The organism is Moorena sp. SIO3A2 (assembly GCF_010672265.1).
GTDB lineage: Bacteria > Cyanobacteriota > Cyanobacteriia > Cyanobacteriales > Coleofasciculaceae > Moorena > Moorena producens.
Map to the genome: position 1 here is coordinate 1 of NZ_JAAHHC010000036.1, position 19,687 is coordinate 19,687.

17 protein-coding genes are annotated in these 19,687 nt (G+C 43.8%); 9 read left to right on the forward strand and 8 right to left on the reverse strand.

Annotated elements, in window-relative coordinates; all coding sequences use genetic code 11:
* Positions 1–936: 936 nt before the first annotated feature.
* A complete protein-coding gene (locus F6K64_RS28275; protein WP_287267094.1) occupies positions 937–3,105 on the forward strand; it encodes a serine/threonine-protein kinase in 2,169 nt (722 codons plus the stop codon).
* A 151-nt stretch (positions 3,106–3,256) separates the two neighbouring features.
* Here the strand turns inward: F6K64_RS28275 and F6K64_RS28280 are convergent, their stop codons facing one another.
* Positions 3,257–4,198, reverse strand: coding sequence for a DMT family transporter (locus F6K64_RS28280; RefSeq protein ID WP_008188093.1), 942 nt, complete (start codon positions 4,196–4,198; stop codon positions 3,257–3,259).
* A gap of 790 nt (positions 4,199–4,988) precedes the next feature.
* On the opposite strand from F6K64_RS28280, the gene F6K64_RS28285 reads away from it, so the two are divergent.
* Positions 4,989–5,168, forward strand: coding sequence for a hypothetical protein (locus F6K64_RS28285; protein WP_154659911.1), 180 nt, complete (start codon positions 4,989–4,991; stop codon positions 5,166–5,168).
* Positions 5,169–5,200: 32 nt separating this feature from the next.
* Positions 5,201–6,976, forward strand: a complete 1,776-nt coding sequence (locus F6K64_RS28290; RefSeq protein WP_287267096.1) for a vWA domain-containing protein — start codon at positions 5,201–5,203, stop codon at positions 6,974–6,976.
* Here F6K64_RS28290 and F6K64_RS28295 read toward each other — a convergent pair.
* From F6K64_RS28295 to F6K64_RS28310, 4 genes are all read right to left on the reverse strand, one after another.
* Positions 6,933–7,124, reverse strand: a complete 192-nt coding sequence (locus F6K64_RS28295; protein ID WP_165691859.1) for a hypothetical protein — start codon at positions 7,122–7,124, stop codon at positions 6,933–6,935. The two genes, F6K64_RS28290 and F6K64_RS28295, sit on opposite strands and share 44 nt — an antisense overlap.
* 75 nt (positions 7,125–7,199) lie before the next feature.
* Complete coding sequence (locus F6K64_RS28300; RefSeq protein WP_008188090.1) at positions 7,200–7,484, reverse strand: hypothetical protein; 285 nt, start codon at positions 7,482–7,484, stop codon at positions 7,200–7,202.
* 297 nt (positions 7,485–7,781) lie between these two features.
* Positions 7,782–8,324 (reverse strand): cysteine hydrolase family protein, encoded by a 543-nt coding sequence (locus F6K64_RS28305; RefSeq protein WP_008188089.1) that lies wholly within the window; start codon positions 8,322–8,324, stop codon positions 7,782–7,784.
* 265 nt (positions 8,325–8,589) lie between these two features.
* Entirely contained in the window at positions 8,590–8,724 is a 135-nt protein-coding gene (locus tag F6K64_RS28310) for a hypothetical protein (RefSeq protein ID WP_287267098.1), read from the reverse strand.
* Positions 8,725–8,764: 40 nt separating this feature from the next.
* On the opposite strand from F6K64_RS28310, the gene F6K64_RS28315 reads away from it, so the two are divergent.
* The 3 genes from F6K64_RS28315 (at position 8,765) to F6K64_RS28325 (ending at position 13,729) form a co-directional block, all read left to right on the forward strand.
* On the forward strand, positions 8,765–10,948 hold the full coding sequence (locus F6K64_RS28315; RefSeq protein WP_287267100.1) for a DEAD/DEAH box helicase: 2,184 nt from the start codon (positions 8,765–8,767) through the stop codon (positions 10,946–10,948).
* 603 nt (positions 10,949–11,551) lie between these two features.
* Complete coding sequence (gene hpsP / locus F6K64_RS28320; RefSeq protein ID WP_287267103.1) at positions 11,552–12,733, forward strand: hormogonium polysaccharide biosynthesis glycosyltransferase HpsP; 1,182 nt, start codon at positions 11,552–11,554, stop codon at positions 12,731–12,733.
* 102 nt (positions 12,734–12,835) lie between these two features.
* A complete protein-coding gene (locus tag F6K64_RS28325; RefSeq protein ID WP_287267105.1) occupies positions 12,836–13,729 on the forward strand; it encodes an SPFH domain-containing protein in 894 nt (297 codons plus the stop codon).
* A 283-nt stretch (positions 13,730–14,012) separates the two neighbouring features.
* Here F6K64_RS28325 and chlG read toward each other — a convergent pair whose 3' ends face one another.
* Genes chlG through petP form a run of 3 tightly spaced genes read right to left on the reverse strand, consistent with a single transcriptional unit; the run spans position 14,013 to position 16,331 of the window.
* Positions 14,013–14,984, reverse strand: coding sequence for a chlorophyll synthase ChlG (gene chlG / locus F6K64_RS28330; protein ID WP_008188082.1), 972 nt, complete (start codon positions 14,982–14,984; stop codon positions 14,013–14,015).
* Positions 14,985–14,993: 9 nt separating this feature from the next.
* Positions 14,994–16,094, reverse strand: a complete 1,101-nt coding sequence (locus tag F6K64_RS28335; protein WP_008188081.1) for a Get3/ArsA fold putative tail anchor-mediating ATPase NosAFP — start codon at positions 16,092–16,094, stop codon at positions 14,994–14,996.
* Positions 16,095–16,136: 42 nt separating this feature from the next.
* Positions 16,137–16,331, reverse strand: coding sequence for a cytochrome b6f subunit PetP (gene petP / locus F6K64_RS39140; protein ID WP_044494701.1), 195 nt, complete (start codon positions 16,329–16,331; stop codon positions 16,137–16,139).
* A gap of 300 nt (positions 16,332–16,631) precedes the next feature.
* On the opposite strand from petP, the gene F6K64_RS28345 reads away from it, so the two are divergent.
* From F6K64_RS28345 to F6K64_RS28355, 3 genes are read left to right on the forward strand one after another with little or no spacing between them, the layout of a single operon-like run.
* Positions 16,632–17,327, forward strand: coding sequence for a class I SAM-dependent methyltransferase (locus tag F6K64_RS28345; RefSeq protein WP_008188079.1), 696 nt, complete (start codon positions 16,632–16,634; stop codon positions 17,325–17,327).
* Between the two features lie 20 nt (positions 17,328–17,347).
* Positions 17,348–18,397, forward strand: coding sequence for an FkbM family methyltransferase (locus F6K64_RS28350; protein WP_287251635.1), 1,050 nt, complete (start codon positions 17,348–17,350; stop codon positions 18,395–18,397).
* Between the two features lie 21 nt (positions 18,398–18,418).
* Positions 18,419–19,537, forward strand: a complete 1,119-nt coding sequence (locus F6K64_RS28355) for a glycosyltransferase family 4 protein (RefSeq protein ID WP_287267107.1) — start codon at positions 18,419–18,421, stop codon at positions 19,535–19,537.
* Positions 19,538–19,687: the final 150 nt, after the last annotated feature.

Here is a 19,687-nt window from a genome sequence, read left to right on the forward strand (position 1 = left end):
TTCCTTGATGATCTGTTGTTGATCTTGGCTCGGGTAAATCCTGTATGTATAGTTCATCATTAACATAATCTTATTTTACCACAGAAAAAGACAATGGTAAATACAGATAGAGAGGGCGTCGAACCCTATCTATCTGTCTGGGGGAGTCCATGTATCCCACCACTAACACTCCGTGTATAGTGGGGGACTTATAGCTCCCCCAGACCCCCTCACTAGTTAAACTCAAATTCTAGAGCTTCATACTCGGCTTTTACCTCTGGATTTGCTAGAACTTGGGAACGAATATCATCCCACTTAATTGTCTTTGCACTCATTTTTTATTCCTCCTATTTTGGTAATTATAGCGTTTCTAGGATTTATGAGGTACGCTTCTTAAGCTCAAAGTCACCCGAGCGAGGGATTGCTCGCTCGGGGGATTTAGGGGGATCCATTTGTACCTCATGGCATAGATAATTTCTATAGTTTATCTATTGGTTAATTAATTATTTTTCTGTGCTAAAAATTTCGCTCTAGGATATTCGGCAATTGGTGGGCAGTGCTTAAAACAAGTGTACCCAAGCAAATCAATCTAACGGCGGCACTGCCCACCCTACATCAACTGCTACATTCGCCCATTCTACTTGGTGGTGCGTTACGGTGCGGGCTGTCCCAAAACTGGCTCTAGGGGTTGAACATCATGGCAAGCCCGCCCCTAACGCACCCTACGCACTACTTCCCTCTCCCAGGGATAATGTTCCGATCACTATTGAAGGCTTTTGTATACTATGATTGGTAGCACTATATAGCAGTACGCATTAAGGTTAAGACATTGATACAAAGTGAAAAGCTCTTGTAGTTAACTGTTGCCTTTTGCCTTTTGCCTTGCGCATAGCGCTATACCTAGTGATCTACCTCCTTTAACAGGTGGTGAGGTTTTCCCGGAGCAGTAGAAATTCCATGAACTTGGGTCTTGGACAAACAGTCGGTGGACGCTATAAAATTATTCGTCAACTGGGACAAGGTGGGTTTGGTCAGACTTTCGTAGCTGAAGACCAACACTTGCCTGGTGACAATCAGTGTGTGGTTAAGCAGCTCAAGCCAGTAGCCACGGATCCCTTGACATTGCAGACGGCTAGGCGACTGTTTGAGACGGAAGCCAAAATACTACACCAGTTGGCAAGTCATGAGCAAATTCCCCAGCTTTTTGCGTATTTTGAAGAAAATCAAGAATTCTATCTCGTCCAGGAATTCATTCAAGGGGAAGACCTCAGCCAGGAACTTGTACCGGGAACCCAGCTCAATGAAAATCAGATTATTTCCCTGTTGCAGGAAATCCTGGAAGTTTTAGAATTTGTTCATCAACGGCGTATTATTCACCGAGATATTAATCCCCAAAACATCCTTCGGCGTAAATCAGATGGCAAATTAGTACTGATTGACTTCGGTGCGGTTAAACAAGTTAGTACCCAAATCCTGGAAGGGGGGAACACTGGCTTTACCGTTGCCATTGGTACTCCTGGCTATCGACCTAGTGAACAAGCCAATGGTTACCCGAAATTAAGCAGTGATATCTATGCTGTCGGGATGATCGGGATTGTTGGTTTAACCGGTTTACGTCCTCACCAATTGCCCCTTCACCCTGATACAGGGGAAATCACCTGGCATAACCAGATATCAGTAAGTGCTGAATTAGCCGATACTTTAGATAAAATGGTGTGCTATGATTTCCGAGAGCGTTATCAATCAGCTACCTTAGCATTACAAGCACTGACTACTATAACTAATAATAATAACACAAATACTAACACTACTAAAACTGGCGCTACCTTAGTGTTGGGAATTGCGTCATCAATACAACCCCTGCTCCCCAAACCCCGACGATTCAAACTAAAAAGGTACCAAGTGTTACTGTACACCGGGGTGATTGGATTGGGGTTTGCAGCAACGGTTTTTATGGTGCATACATTCAGGGGATTTAGTGCTAAGGATTGGTATAACCAGGGGGAAACCTTTTTAGAATTGAAGCGCTATGAAAAGGCTCTGGACGCTTATAATCGAGCTGTGGAAATCCGATCAGAATATGCTCCAGCTTGGCAAGGTCAAGGTAAGACTTTGTTTGCACTAAAGTACTATGAAGAAGCTCTAAACGCTTACGACCAAGCGATTCAAATTGAGCCGGATTATAGTGCAGCTTGGAAGGGTAGGGGTAAAACCTTGGAGCAGTTGGAGCGTTATGACGGAGCAATTAAAGCCTTTAATAGCGCCCTGGAACTCCAGCCCAATGACTTGGATGCTTGGATCAGTCTTGGTAATGTTCAGGTTAAGTCCAAGAATTATTTTGATGCGATCGCATCCTTTGACAAAGCCCTGAAACTCAAACCAGATTCTTACCAAGCTTGGTATCGACGGGGCTGGGCATTACATAATTTGCGCCGATATAAAGCAGCAGTAGAATCCTACGACCGAGCCTTAGACTACAAACCTAATTCCGCTGAAGCCTGGTATCAGCGGGGTAATGACTTGAGCAATTTGCGAAAGTATAAAGATGCAGCCAAGTCTTATCAGCAAGCGGTTCAATTCCAGCCCAACTTCTACCAAGCTTGGTATAGCTGGGGCAATACCTTAAATCAATTGGGGAAATACCAAGAAGCCTTAGGGTCCTTTGACCAAGCCGTTAAACTCCAGCCTAAGTCCTATCAAGCCTGGTACAGTCGCGGTTGGACACTCCATCAAGTCCAGCGATATGAAGATGCCCTGGAAGCTTACTACAAAGCCATTAAACTAAAATCCAAGCCTTACCAAGCTTGGTACAGTCGAGGCAATACCTTCTATAAATTGGAACGCTATAAGGATGCGATCGCATCTTACCAACAAGCAGTTAACTATAAACCTGACTACAGCCAAGCCTGGTATAGCCTAGGCAATGCATTAGTTAAACGCAACAAGTATAAAAAAGCGATCGCTGCTTATGACAAAGCAGTGCGCTACCAGCCAAACTACCGAGAGGCTATCAAAGCACGGGAGCGGGCAAATAGCGAATTGGAAGCACAGAAGAGGGAACAGGAAATCGGGAATCGGGAATCGGGAATCGGGAATCGGGAATCGGGAACCGGGAATCGGGAATAGTGGTGTAGGGTGTGTTAGGGACGGGCTTCCCTTGATTTTCCCCCTCTTGACATCGGTTGAGATAGCCCGGCCCGTAACGCACCACTGATCGCTGTTCGCGTAGCGTGGGCGTAGCGCATTAGCTGATAGCTGATCGCTGATCGCTTACATCTTAAGTAGCTTCGGTAGAGCCAATATTATCTAATTCTCCATCTGATTTAGCCAGATAAATCCCAGATAATACAATTATAAACGTCAAGCCATTTAACCAACTCAATTTTTCCGCAAAAATTAGCCAGGCTAAGACTGCTGCAATCATAGGTTCCAGCAATAGGATGAGAGAGACAAAGCTAGATGAAAATTGTTTGAGACTATAGAATAATGCACCCAATCCAATTATAGAGCCACAAAGTCCTAGGCCAATAACAGCAGACCATGATGAAAAGGAAGCAGGAAATAGTCTATCTTCAAATAGCAATGTTAATGGTAACAACAATAGGCCACCCAAGGTATAAAGCCATAGTAAAATTGTGCTTGTGTCAAATTTAACTCGGAGATGCTCTGTTACCAAAAGTGTCCCCGCGTAGAAAAGGGCAGATAGTAATGCAACGCTGTCCCCTATCAATGTATCTCGATCGATATGAAAATCGTTAAAACCAATTAAGAACGTTCCTGCTAGAGCCAGTATCATGCCGATTAGGAAGCGACGATTAAAGGATTGGCTTAACAGTAACCATCCGCCGACAGCTGCAAAGATAGGAGTGGTGTTGTGGAGAAGATTAGAATTAGCAACACTTGTTTTTGTCAAAGACCAAGCCCAGGTCACTAGGCAAATTGAATCTAAGCTAGCAACAAGAAATAAGGAGAAAAAATCCTGGACAGTATAAGCCTTGTTATCAGTAGTAGATAAGCGTCCGCTCTGCTTATCCCAAAGTAGTTTGACAACCTTGCCAAGGCCCAACGCTAGGCTGGCAATCCAAAACCGATTAAATATTGTTCCATAAGGACCCATATCATGTTCTGTTATGCGAGTCAGAATTGGTGAAGACGATAGGGCAAAAATGGCAATGGCTAAGGAAGAAGATCCCCAGACTGCAGAATGTTTAGTAGACATCATCAACTTCCTTAATTAGGGATTATATAGTGGTTGTAAACAGTTGTATTAAACGATTTTAGTAAGCATTCAGCATTTAGCCGTCAGCCGTGAGCTAAAAGCTCACGCTACGCGAATAGCTTTGTGGCACAGGCTTAATGTTTGTGGCACAGGCTTCAACCCTGTGACATCACTCAGGATTATTCGAATGCTGACCTGTTTTATTCAAAAGCACCTCCCGTAGCGCATTAGCTGATAGCTGATAGCTGATAGCTGATAGCTGATAGCTTACCGATTTGAGGTAGAAAATCCTGGATTTTAGGCAACAGGAAATAGCGGATCACCAAAAAAGCGGATCACCGGAACCTACAAAAGGAAATAGGAAATAGCGAACAGAAAAAAAATGATGTGTAGCTCCTAATTAAGAAAAGTTCTATAAAAAGGGTTAACTACATCATCAGTATAAACTATGGCGAGTAGCCATGGTTTATCTAGTTTTATAGGAAGAGAAGTACAGCTTAAGACATAGTTTTATTATTGAAAGGGGACAGGTAGCTTTGGATCAGGAAGCAGAAGATATCTTAAGCTTTGCTTCCAGTCCTATATCTGTAAAAGTATCATAGGATAAACCCATCTTGTCAATCAACCACGGGTACTTTTCAATAAACCTGGCCTTATGGCGCTCATTGACAATATATTTTATACATATAGTGTTTATTTGATGGTAAAAACATTATAGATAGGAATTAACAAAATTAGATCCGTTTACCCGGCAAAATACCATTTAATATAGAGCCTAATCCAGATTCATTTGCTGACCATAGCATTGCTAGGCACTGCCCACCTTAGGATTAATCACTATTCCCGACTCCCGACTCCCGACTCCCGACTCCCGATTCCCGATGCCCGACTCCCGATGCCCGACTCCCGACTCCCCATTAACTGTTACAGAAACCGCAACACAAACAAACAGCCTTCTGTTGTCGATTAGCTTAGGAATAAGCAATACAGAGGGCAAATCAAATGAACAAATTACTAAGACTATTCCTCCTTTCCGGAATGGTCGCTATCTTGGCACAGCTAACAACAGCTTGCCACAATCAGCCATCAGTCCAATTAGAAGAAAGCTCTAGTCTACCTGTAGCGAAAGACGTAGAACGTGACCAAAGACAGCGCCAATCAGAACTTATGGAATCAGCCCCGCTCGGGAGGTCGGCGGATAGTGTTAATCAGAATTTCCGTAACAGAGGTTTGACACCCCGAGCCTCAAGGCGACTCTCCCATAGCCCAAATGCACGCTTTAAATCAGTTCCTAGTAGCTCAATTGCGAGCAAACCCAAGCCGTTACTGACAGCAGAGCAAGCTATCCCAGAAGCCAGCAACAGAGAAAACTATAGTGCAATTGATGAGAACGCCTTTAAGAGAGTAAAGCATAATCCTCTGTCTACCTTTGCGATTGATGTTGATACCGCCTCCTACAGCAATCTTCGTCGTTTCCTTAATAACGGTCAACTCCCCCCTACTAATGCCATCCGTATCGAAGAATTAATTAACTACTTTAACTACGACTATCCCGAACCGGAAAGCGATCGCCCTTTTTCGATTACCACAGAAATTTCCCAAGCTCCTTGGAATCCCACTCACCAATTAGTTCACATTGGCATCCAGGGGGAAAAGATGGCGATTGAAGATTTGCCTCCCAGCAATCTAGTCTTTTTGCTGGATGTCTCCGGTTCCATGAATACTCCCAATAAGCTTCCCTTGCTCAAAGATGCCTTTCGGATGCTCGTCAATGAATTAAGAGAAGAAGACCAGGTCAGTATTGTCGTCTATGCTGGAGCTGCTGGGGTGGTTTTACCCCCTACTCCAGGCAACGAGAAAGATAAAATCTTAACAGCCATTGAGAATCTCAATGCCGGGGGGTCTACTGCTGGGGGAGCAGGAATTAAACTGGCTTATAAACTCGCCCAGGATAATTTTATTAAATCAGGAAATAACCGAGTTATTCTAGCAACCGACGGAGACTTTAATGTCGGAGTTTCCAGTGATACCGAATTAGTTACACTAATTGAACAGAAGCGAAAAAAGGGAGTTTTCCTGACCGTATTAGGATTTGGTACTGGTAATTTACAAGACTCCAAGATGGAGAAGATTGCTAATAAAGGTAATGGCAATTATGCTTATATTGATAACGAGTTAGAAGCGAAGAAAGTCCTGGTTAACGAAATCGGAGCTACTTTACTCACTATTGCCAAAGATGTTAAGATTCAAGTAGAGTTTAATCCTGCCAAAGTCCAAGCTTATCGTTTGATTGGTTATGAAAATCGGCGACTGAAGGATGAAGACTTTAATGATGATACTAAAGATGCCGGAGAATTAGGAGCAGGTCATACTGTCACCGCACTGTATGAAATTATTCCTGTGGGAGCGAAAACTAATGTCAAATTACCAGATATTGACCCTCTGAAATATCAATCCAATGCTGCTTCAACCACTAATTCCAAAGAATTAATGCAGGTCAAGTTACGTTACAAAGAGCCTGACGGTAACACCTCTCAACTCCTCACCTATCCCTTGGTTGATAAAGCTGTAAAGCTAGAGGATGCTTCCGATAACTTTAAGTTTTCTGCTGCCGTTGCCAGTTTTGGTATGGTCTTAAGAGATTCTCCTTACAAAGGTAAAGCCAGTTTTGACCAAGCATTACAATTAGCAAAGGAATCCGAAGGGGTAGATTTAGAAGGTTATCGAGCTGAGTTTATTGATTTGGTTGAGAGTGCGGAGGAAATAGGGGATAGGTAATTGGGAATCGGGAATCGGGAATCGGGAATCGGGAATCGGGGGAAGAGTTTGGGGAGAGTGCGTAGGGTGCGTTAGGGGCGGACTTGCCCTTATTTTTACGGTAGCCAGGGTTGAGATAGTCCGCCCCGTAACGCACCACCCTGAGCACAAGCAACACTCTGAGCAGACAGCTTGGGATTGGTGATCAGACCAACCGGTCCTGCATCCAACACTATCACTCCCCTCACCAAGTTACACCCTTCATCTCAATTGGGAATAACTGACGCTCAGAAAGTCGATCCTGATCCAATGCATCGATCAAGTACTGACCTGTTTCTTGCTGTTCGTCAATATCCTGATCATCAATCCAGGACTGAAGCAGATTAACCGCTTCAGCTTGCTTTTGTCTTACCAGAATAGAGTTTGCCAAAAGTTGTAATGTTATAGCTTCGAGGGATATCCCTTGCTGCTTGGCTTCCTGCAAGAGATATTGCTCCAATTCTGGTGGCAGGTTAAGGATTAACGTCATCAGTCAAACAATGAATGATAAGATTTAATTTGTTAAGTAATTGGGCTTGATAACAAGAAGATGTTTTGTGATTAAACAATTGATCTTCTTGTTAGAGGATATCTGAAAAGTTTTTTGATACTGAATTTTGCCCCCCTAGCCCCCCAATTCTGGGGGGAACAAGAATCAATTTGCTGGTAGAAGTCCCCCAAAATTGGGGGACCAACGGGGGCTTGGATGTAGCAAATGAGACTTCTCAGACAACCTCTTATCAGTCTTGAATAACGAATCGCACTGGTTGTTATCTCAGTTCAATCCCTACGAAAAATCCGATAAGCTAATCACATCAGCATAAGCAACACCCAAAGCATGCATAAATGCCCCATGTACGTCTTGAGCGATAATAGTCTGATTGCCAAAAACCAGATCTCTAGTAGCACAGGCATCATGAACTACCTTACACTTAAAACCCAAATCAGCAGCAGCGCGAGTGGTAGCATCAATACACATGTGACTCATGGCACCGCAAATAACTAGCTGTTCAATCTCAGCTTCTTTGAGTTGATCCAGCAAAGTAGTTTCCCGAAAGCTATTAGGATAATTTTTCGGGATTACAGTTTCACCAGGAAGGGGTTTAACAATCTCATGGATTTCAACTCCTTCAGTACCTCGGATAAAGAAGGGTTCATTAGAATCAGCTTCAAAAAAGTGCTGTATATGAAAAGTTGGCAACTTGTTTGACCGAAAATGATCTAGTAAATGTTGAGAATTTTGACTAGCTAAATTCATCCCCACTAGTTCCATAGAACCACCAGGAAAGTAGTCATTTTGAATATCTACTAGTATCAGTGCTGTCTTCATTGTTGTTCTCTGCACCTGTTTTTACTCAAACCCTTTACATTATAACCCACATTCCACTGGTAGTATCATAGCACGAATTACTACAACCCTAGAACATAATTTATAAGTTATTTTTGGTCTGGAAATTTGCATCGTCTTGTCTGATTGGCTAAACCCTTAATTTTTCGTTTCATTGGAATTCTCTGCACCCTGTATTCAATAGCTGACCATTTGGGAACTCTACGGTTAGGACTGTATAAAGCAGTATAGCAGTTCTAAATAGTTCTCAATTAGGTGAAGTACCTTCTTCTTGGTGTTTAGGGAGCTTGGGAGCAGGGAGTAGGGGTCGGTTCCTGTTCCCTGTTCCCTGTTCCCTGTTCCCTGTTCCCTGTTCCCTAAAACCCATAACTTTGTCCCTCACCGAATTAAAAAGTAAATATTACCATAGGAAATTATCCCAAATGTCGGTTATCGATACAGATCAGGGTCGCAAATTTATTACCACTGAACCGATCACAGAAAGTGAAGAAACAGGAAAACAAAGAGTGTGGGATGCCACTCGCAGTGCATTTTCAGAACGCAATTGTATTGGTTACTGGCGCTATCCTATTTTTTCTAAAGTAGGGGAAATCTCTAAGGAGCCTGATATTTTTATTACTGATCAAGACCTTGGTCTAGTAGTAATTAAAATCCAATCTGTCACTATTGATGAAATTATTACTATTGATGATGATCAGTGGCAACTCCAAAACCCTTACAGCGCTGACCCAAATCCCTACCAACAAGCAGAACATCAGTTAAAAGCAATACTCGCTTTTTGCGATCGCGAACCAGCCCTTTGGCGCAAAGTTACCGGTAGGGCGATGATTGCTCTTCCTTTAATTACTCAAGAACAATGGCAACACCACGGTTTTGACCAACTCCCAGACTGTCCTCCCATTATCTTCCAGGACCAACTCGGTAAAGTTGGCTTCCTAGAGTGTATCCAAGAAACTGAATCAGTGATACCAGGAGAAGACATAGATGATCAGCAGTGGAAGTTACTTTTAGCCGTGATCAGCGGAGCACCAATTTTCCGTAAACCTCCGCGTACCCTAGTCTCTACCGAAGGCAAAACTCGCGCTAATGTTGTAGCCGCTTACTCGGAACAACTCTACGAATTAGATATGCAGCAGGAACACATTGGAAAAGAAATCCCTCCTGGGTTTCAGCGGCTGCGGGGGATTGCGGGGTCAGGTAAAACAGTGCTGCTATGCCAAAAAGCCGCTCATATGCACTTGAAGCACCCAGACTGGACGATTGGATTAGTGTTTTTTAGTCGCACCCTCTACGACTTGATGATTGGGTTAGTGGATCGATGGCTACGTCGTTTCAGCAATGGTGATATCCAGTATGACCACAAGACTAACCACAAACTGCGAGTACTTCATGCTTGGGGTGCTAAGGATCAGCCTGGTTTGTACAGCAGGATTTGCCAGTTAAATGGCGCTAGACCCAAATCCGCTGGGGATACTCGGGAAAGGCAGCCCAATCGGGGTTTGGCAGAACTTTGTAAACGGCTATCGGAAGAAATCAACATTGAACCCTGCTTTGATGCCATTTTAATTGATGAAGGACAAGACTTAGTTACTGAAGATGACTTAAAGTTCCAGGGCAAACAAGCCATTTATTGGCTAGCTTATCAAGCCTTACGACCCGTTGACCCAGAACAGCCAGAACAACGGCGCTTAATCTGGGCTTATGACGAAGCTCAAAGCCTAGACACCTTAAAAATTCCTACCACAAAAGAACTGTTAGGTGAAAATCTCAGCCGACTTTTGTCACAAGGACCACAATACCCCGGTGGTATTAAAAAATCTGAAGTTATGCGGCGCTGCTACCGCACTCCTGGCTCAATTCTTACCGCTGCTCATGGGCTCGGAATGGGGTTGCTACGTCCTGAGGGAATGCTAACTGGAATTACCAGAAAGGAAGATTGGGAAAAAATTGGTTATGAAGTCAAAGGTAACTTTATTCCCGGTCAACAAATCACCATCCATCGTCCAAAAGAAAACTCCCCCAATCCAGTTCCTGAATTGTGGAGCGCACCAGTATTAGACTTTGAAACCTATGGCTCTCGCCAGGAAGAAATTAGTGCGTTGGCCGATAAGATTATGCATAATCTGGTTGATGATGACCTTAAAGCCAGTCGAGAAATCTTAGTGCTAGTTTTAGGCTCTAGTTCCGAAGCAATTGAATTAGAAAATCAGGTCGCTGTTGTGTTGATGGAGCAAGACATTGATATTTATATTCCCACAGCATTAGAGTTGAATGAACTAAAGCCTCAATGGCCCCACGTTGATCGCGATCGCTTCTGGAAAGATGGTGGAGTAACCATATCTCGTGTGCCCCGTGCTAAGGGTAATGAAGCGGATATGGTTTATGTGGTCGGTGTTGATAATGTTGCCAGAAACGAGAGTGATGTCAGTCTGCGTAACCAGCTATTTGTGGCATTAACTCGGGCGCGGGGCTGGGCAAGTGTCAGTGGAGTGGGTGACTATCCCATGTATAGCGAAATGCACCAGGTCATTGAGAGTGGCGATACCTTCACCTTTACCTACAAGCGACCTCTGAAGCGGGATATTGGTGACCTTGAAGAAGGTTAACCGTCACAACTGTTTAACTTCGGAATAGGGAACAGGAATCCGTAAGCTATCAGCGTGTCGCGTATCAGCGAACAGCGATTAGCGCTACTTGAGGTGCTAAAGGCTTGTGGCCACGCTACACCGAACAGTTTCTGCCCATAGCGTACGCTACTAATGGTGCTTTTGAATAAAATAAGCATGATAGCTGACAGCTGACGGCTGAATGCTTACAGGAATCCTCCCCGATTTGAACATGTTATGTTCAAAAAGACTGCCAAATTTGATAAATTTCCCCAAGAAGCAAAAGCAGCTTTAGCACAGATGGAAGAGTATTATGAATTGGTGCAATAACGGGATTAATCGGGTGAATCTTTTTGTTGTAAATTTATAACTAAAGGAAGTGTGGGGAGATAGGGAGATAGGGAGATGGTGGAGATTTTTATTAAGGGTAATTGTCATAAAATAATATGAGCATTCTATTGCCGAAGAGTGTTTTTGCATGCATTGAGATGCACCCTGAGTAATCGCCCATGTTGCTCAATTATGGCGTAAGGTCGTGATTGCTCCTAAGGTTGATTAGGAATAGTGCTATCTTTGACGCAACTTGGTATCAATAAATCTCCCATGCGAATTTTACAAATCGTCCCGTCGATTTCCCTGGTATATGGTGGTCCGAGTCAAATGGTAAAGGGACTATCTCAGGCTCTGGCATCTCAAGGAGTAGAAATTACAGTACTAACTACTAACTCTAATGGGGATGCTGGTCAACCCCCTTTAGATGTACCCCTGGATAAACCAGTACAACAGGATGGCTATCAGATCAGATACTTCCGTTGCTCTCCCTTTCGCCGCTATAAATTTTCCCTGGGCTTATTACGCTGGCTATGGCAACACGCCTCAGAATTTGACCTTGCCCATATCCATGCCTTGTTTTCCCCAGTCAGTACAGCAGCGGCTACCATCGCCCGAAAACAGGGATTACCATACCTATTGCGTCCCTTAGGTACCCTTGACCCAGCGGATTTGCGGAAGAAACAACAGCTAAAGCGCATCTATGCCGCACTGTGGGAGAAACCGAATTTAGCTGGAGCAGCTGGTATACACTTTACCAGTCAACAGGAAGCTAAGATTTCGGAACGTTTTGGCACAGCATCCCCTGATATCGTGATTCCCTTAGGAGTAACGCCGCCAATCCAGCAACAACTTCAGCAACAACTAGCTCAAGCACGTACTGAATTGAAGATTCCCCATGACCAGCCCTTAGTGTTGTTTATGTCTCGTATTGACCCGAAGAAGGGATTGGATTTACTTATCCCAGCTCTAGAAAAGCTATTAAACGAGGGATTGCAGTTTCACTTTGTCTTGGCGGGAACTAATCCTCAAGACCCAAGTTATGAAAATAGTATCATAGACCAGATCAAGGCTTCAACTCTATCATCAAATACTACCATTACTGGTTTCGTGACTGGTGATTTGAAAGCAGCATTGTTAAAGGATGCGGATGTATTTGTCCTGCCATCTTACTACGAAAACTTTGGGATTGCGGTAGCGGAAGCGATGGTGGCTGGGACAGCAGTGGTGATTTCTGACCAGGTCCATATTTGGGAAAACGTCAAAGATGCTGAAGCAGGATGGGTGAGTGCTTGTGAGGTTCAGGCTTTGACTAGACAGTTACGGGAAGCCCTTCAAAATAAAGAGGAATGCCAACTGCGGGGAGTCAAGGCTCAGGAGTATGCTTTAAAGCACTATAGTTGGAATGCGATCGCACAACAAATGATTCAGGTTTACCGTCAAATTAGTGATTAGTACCCGCAAGGGTACTGTCAAACCCCCGATAAACCAAGCAAAATAGACCTATCAGCCAATTAGATACAACAACACAGAGCAATACACGAATAATACATGAAAATGGAACGTATTCAGGAAATTCCTACCTTTAAAATTAATGGTTTTGCTGCTCTGGTAGGCATTATTGCGATCGCTAGTTTTGGTGTCTGGTTAGGTAAAGGTCTAGTCGGGTTTTCCAATATCAACGACTTATTGATCTATACCAACAACTTATTTGGTATTGGTCTAGTGATTGTAGCCTTGGTTGCCGTAAAAGGCTTTCTGACTGTGCAGCCTAACCAAGCCCGAGTGCTAGTGTTTTTAGGTAACTACGTTGGCAGTGTCCGTACCTCTGGTTTTTGGTGGGTTAACCCTTTTGCCTCCAAGCAATTGGTTTCTCTACGAGTGCGTAATTTCAATAGTGATAAGCTGAAGGTAAATGACGCGAAAGGCAACCCCATTGAGATTGCTGCGGTAGTTGTCTGGCGAGTTGTAGACTCAGCCAAAGCCACCTTTGACGTAAATTCCTATGTAGATTTTGTGGCCATCCAAAGTGAGACCGCTATCCGTGGTTTAGCCAGTCGTTATCCCTACGATACTAATCAAGAAAACCTAGCGTCACTCAGAGGCAGCCCCGAAGAGATTGCAGCAGCTCTTAAGGAAGAATTACAGGCTCGCTTAGAGGTGTCAGGTGTCGAGGTGATTGATAGTCGTATTTCCTATTTAGCCTACGCTCCAGAAATTGCCCAAGTCATGCTACGGCGTCAGCAAGCACAAGCAATTATAGCAGCTCGTCAAGAAATTATCGAAGGTGCCTTAAGCATGGTGGAAATGTCCATCAAGCGGCTGAACGATAACCAAATTATTCAGCTAGACGAGGAAACAAAAGCAGCAATGATTAACAATTTGCTAGTGGTTTTGACTGCTGAGCAAAATATACAACCTGTGGTCAATACTGGTAGTCTTAAACTCTAAGCATTCAGCGATCAGCTATCAGCTATCAGCCCTGATGGTAGAGAACTGCCAAAAAACCTTGATTTGATTGCTTCTTACCCGGATTGACCAATTGACCGTAAGTAGTAAGCTTTCAGATTGAGTCTGGTTTAAACCTAAAATATAGCGTTTCTCATAGCTATTAGGTGAGCTTGACCTTGGCGAATTAAATTCGCCACGGGTCACACCTGAGGTACACAGGATTTTTGCCCTATTCCCTATTCCCTATTCCCTATTCCCTGTTCCCTATTCCCTGTTCTCTATTTTAAATAGCACTATGACCCAAAGCCAAACCAGCAACTAGCATCCCTAGTACCAAAAACGGTTGCGCACTAGCCTGGTATTTGACATCATTTTTCAGGGGGTCACGGAGAAAGTACATATCCTGGAAGGTGATTTGGGGGATGATTAATAGGATCAGGATAGCAGCGTAGAGGTTCTGATGAATGCTGATTAAATAACCAGCAATCCCTGCTTGAAATAGATCAATCATCACCACACAAATCCAAGCTGCTGTGGTAACACCAAACATGACCGGTAGGGATTTTAAGCCCAATTCGCGATCGCCTTCCACACTCTTGAAATCATTAACTACTGCAATACCTAACCCTGCCAGGGAGTAGAACAGGGTCAGAATCATAATAGTCAGGTTAAGATGACCAAATAAGCCATGACCTGCCCACCAGGGAAGGGCGATATAGCTGGCACCGAGAGCATAGTTTCCCAGCCAACCATTTTTTTTCAGTTTCAGGGGTGGGGCAGAATAGATATAGGCTAGAAAGGCACCACCTAGGGTAAGACAGGTGAGTGTGGGAAATTCATGACCAGCCCAAACATCGAGTCCGTAGCTAAGAGCGATACCTGCTAGGAGTAGCACCACAATCTGGGTGATCACCTGGGGGATAGAGATGGCTCCCGATGGGATAGGACGGTATGGTTCATTAATGGCGTCGATTTCGCGGTCATAGAAATCATTCAAGGTTTGGGTATACCCTGCCATCAACGGACCAGAAAGCAACATACAGGCGGCGGCCATCAGAAGGTCTTCGAGTGTCCAAGTATAGCCACCGGAGGAAGCAGCACCACACACTACCCCCCACATCAGGGGTATCCAGGTAATTGGCTTCATCAACTGCAGGCGAATCTTCCATAGGTTGCTTTCACCAGGAGCTGCGCCTTTCATACCCAGTAGCTGACGGGTTTTGGCACTTTGTTCAGTTAGATTTTCTTCAGCCATAGCTACTACCTAGAATGAAATTATCAAATAGCCATCTTGAAACTTAGCCCCTTTCACGGATTGACCACTAAGTTGTGGGGGAAGCAGGATATTATGCCGTTGATCCCCGGCTTCAACGGTGACTTCTGGACCGTATTGGGTGAGTTTCACCTGCTTTTTGTTAAAACCTGGTAAGAATAAACGAACGTTGCGACCAGGAATGTCGATAGTCATGGGTCTGGGTGCCTGGGATGCCTGTTTAAAATCTGGCAGGGCATCGATCAGGGATTGCCAATCTTCCCCTGGTGGGGAAGTGGGAAGAGCATTAACGACTAGAGGGGCAAATTCCGATTCTATTGCTGGGGTTACCGGGGTTTGGTTGACCAGCACACCACCGACAGTAACACCCACTTGTTGGGCACTACCCCACAGATACTTGGCTGTGGCCATGGCTAGGGGGTCATCGGTAGTGACCAGATAGGATGCGACCCGATTGGGATTTGCGATCGCATTTTTTCCATCCTCCAACATATTGTTGGCCTTATTACTTGATTCACCAGCCAAGTCGTCACTCGTCCATGACACATTTAGGATGGCGCTAGTGACTGGTTGGATAAAGGGGGAAAGGGCTTTGCCCAGGTCAGAATCTGCCATGACTTGGCGAAATCTACGACTATACCAACTGATAATTTCTGGCATTCCCAACATTCTCAGGGTAGCTTGAGAGCAGGTGCCATCGTAGATGATCGCGTCATACTGACCGCTTTGGTAGTACTCCCGAAGGGCGTTGAGGGCTAAAGCATGATCCATCCCCGGTAAGATGCCCAGTTCTTGACCATAGACATTTTTTAGGGTAGGCGATCGCAAATATTGCTCCTCTAGCTTTTTAACATCTTCCCAGCTGCGTTCCAGTAGTACTGTAGTCATTAGCTGTACTACCCGGAGGTTAGGACTTATTTCCACCGGGTCAGACGTTGGGGATAGCCCCAGTAGCAGTCCAAAGCTAGGACTTGGGTCTTGTCCTACCAGTAGCACTCGTTGACCGAGGCTCGACAGCTGCTTAGCGGCAGCAATTGCCACAGTAGTGCGACCTGTGCCGCCTTTACCCAGAAATGTTAGAATCCGTGCCATAGTGCAAGTCTTTTGCCTCGGTGCGATCGCGGTTACTAAAATCTAGTCTACGACTTTCAATTCATCCTCAAAGAACCAGGTAGAGGAGTTGTCCTCAAATTTCACCGTTGCGCCAACTCCACTGCCATCGGTCATTTTATAATCTGTGATCGTGCCTACTTTTCCCAGTTTATTTGCGATGTCGTTGCCTACCCGGTCTCTTAGACGAAACACTTTTACTTTTTGCCCGATTTTCATTGCTACTAGATCATACGATAAACCACCCCTCAGTTTACCGGAATGTGTCGCGATCGCATCAGGGAAAACTGCCATAAGTTCCACTGTTGCTCCTGGGACTGATCTCAAATCCGGTTGAATACCCATAATCTAGGGAAGTGTCGGAAGTGTGGGAGGTGTGGGAGGTGTGGGAGGTGTGGGGAGGGTGCCTCTGCTCCCTACTCCCTACTCCCTGCTCCCTACTCCCTGCTCCCTACTCCCTACTCCCTACTCCGTTTGCTATTTAAGTTGTTTATCAAGAATTTTATCCAAATTATAACCATGTTATTTGATGAACCTTTCTATATTGCGATTAATCAAGCCCGCTGGGCTGTAGCAGAAAACGTTCTCAATCAGCTTAGACTCCATCAGGGATTAAGTTTTACCAGTTGCCTTGACGTGGGATGTGGTCCCGGTTGGTTTTCTGAAAAGCTGGTGAATTGGGGAGTAAATGTAATTGGTTTAGAGGGGAGACAAGAACTTGTTGAAGAGGCAAGTAAACGGGTACCTGAAGCTAAGTTTTATCAGGTTGATGTTGAATCTACCCAACAAATGTCTCAATTTTCGGCAGCAGACTTAGTGTTTTGCTTTGGCTTGCTCTATCATACAGAAAATCCCTTCAAAGTCATTCGTAATTTGCAGTTATTAACCAAAAAAGTGTTATTTATTGAAAGTATGAATGTTCCTTTAAATGAACCAGTTACCTATATAGTTGAAGAAGGCAAAAATGAAACCCAGGGCTTAACCTACCATGCCATGATTCCTAGCCGAAGTTGCTTGCTGAAAATGCTCCAAGTTTCAGGATTTCCATATCTATACGACTATCAGGGTTATGTAGACCATGAAGATTTCTGGGAAACGGAGACCAAGCACCAAAGACGCCGAATATTTTTAGCATCTACAGTTGAGTTACAAGTCAGTGATTTAGTTCCCTCACCTGAGATTGTCACGCCAAAGTATAATTTTGCTAAACAATAACTAGACGAGTTGACGAATTAATGGATAGTCAGGAAGAGCATTTACCTAGCCATGAGTCCATAAATCAGTTGGATAAGATGGAGATTTATCTTCAGGTATTCCATCATTTTCTGCCTCAGGCGATGGATTTTCCCAACTTGGCGGTACCCTACACCTTGTTTTTGCGATCGCTTCGAGAGAAACTCCATCCAGTAGGGGTTCGGGATATCCAAGCAGTGAATTTGCCATCAGGCTTGACATTCCACGTTGATGTTGGGGATCGACTGGGCTGTGACTTTTACTATGGTCATTACCAAGAATACTTTGATGCCCAACTCTTTTTAGGTCTGCTGGATGCCAATTCCATTGTGCTAGATGTAGGAGCAAACTTTGGTTACTACGCCGTATCATCAGCTACCAAATTAACTTCTAGGGGTTGTGTTCATGCCTTTGAACCTAACCCAGATGCCTACCAGCTTTTACAACAAAATGTAGAAGTTAACCACTTACAACAGTTAGTTTCTTGCCATGACCTATGCGTCGGTGCTGAAGATGGAGAAACAGACTTTTATATTACCCAGGAATCCGCATTTAGTGGTATGGATGATACTAAACGGTCTGTCTTGCGTGAAAAGATTACAATTCCAGTGCGTAGTCTAGACTCCATACTTCCCGAGTTGGGATTATCCCAGATAGATGCCATCAAGATTGATGTAGAAGGATACGAATTTGCCGTATTAAATGGTGCCATAGAAACCATTCAGCGCTCACCAAATCTAGTGATCATGATGGAAGTGAGTGCCAAGAATCTAAATGAGCACAGACGGGAAGCATTGATGTCCTCTCTTGTGAATCTTTACAATCAAAACCTCCGAGGCTGGATCGTGGATTCTAACCCAAGAGTACTCAAATCCATACCAACTCCAGAAGCAGCACTAACGTTAGGGAGTGCTACAAGCGCTAATTTATTCCTAATGGTTTCTGGCTCAGAGCGTGAACATCAATTGAGTAAAATCTATCATAATTTACAGACAAAGGAAGATAGTAATCAACTCAAAGAACCTGATATATTTTATCTAAAAAGCATGTAATATAGGGGGGTTGGGTAATCGGTGGATATTCTCTACGACCATCAAATGTTTGCCATCCAGAAATTTGGTGGTATATCCCGAATTTTTATTGAATTAATCCGAGAGTTATCGCCAAACTCTGACTGCTCAATTCATTGGCATCGTGGCATCAAGACCGATGGGTACGATATCTCAGAGTATCGCGCTCAACTCACCGGATATGGGGTGATACCAAAATTTCCCTTTCCAACAGGTAAGGCTATTAATGACACTATCAATAAACTATCCTTTCAATGGTTTGTCCGTAGATTTGGTAGACAATATGATATCTATCATCCTACCTACTATGATGCTGACTTAGTGGAGATTGTTAAACCTAAGAAACTTGTAATAACAATCCATGATATGATTCCGGAAAAATTTTTATCAGGACAAGCTAAGTTTCAGCCATTAATTAAAAATAAGCAACAGCTAGTTGAACAAGCCGATTTAATTTTTGTAGCTTCCGAAAATAGCCGAAATGATTTAGTAGAATTATTGGGAGTTAATCCGCAAAAAACTAAAGTAACCTATTGGGCAAGTCGAATTCAAGACGCTAAAGAATTTGAATTACCAAAGGATTGCCTTAGTCAGCCTTACTTCCTTTATGTGGGAACTCGTTCAAAATATAAAAATTTTGAAATAGTCCTCAAAGCGTTTGCTGCTAGTCCTAAATTACGGGATAATTTAAAATTAGTCTGTTTTGGGGGTTCCTGTGATTTTTTGGAATCCGAATTAAGGGTTATGGAAGAGCATAATATGCGGCAAAATTTTATCTATCTTAGGGGTGATGATGCCCTACTCAAAACCCTATATCGTAATGCCCAAGCCCTAATTTATACTAGCCGCTATGAAGGATTTGGTTTGCCCCCCCTAGAGGCAATGGAATGCCAATGTCCAGTTATCTGCTGCTTAACCTCTTCCTTGCCTGAGGTGGTAGGAGATGCAGCTAGTTTATTTGAGCCAGATTCTGTGGATGGACTAGTTAACGCTATGGAGATAGTTGTAGAAGACTCAGAACATCGGGCATCTATGATTGAGAAAGGACGGCAACGTGCTAAGCTTTTCACATGGGAAAAGACTGCTCAACTGACCTTGGATGGTTATCGTTCAATTAGGTGATGAATTCTGGACACCGCTATAAGTTTGTCAGCAGTATCAGTTGCTAATCAAACCCCGAAGACGGTAGTATTTGGATTGGTGTGAGGTAGATTTGATCTATATACCCGTCATCACTGATAAGTAGTGACCAAAAATTTGGTTGGGTTTTAA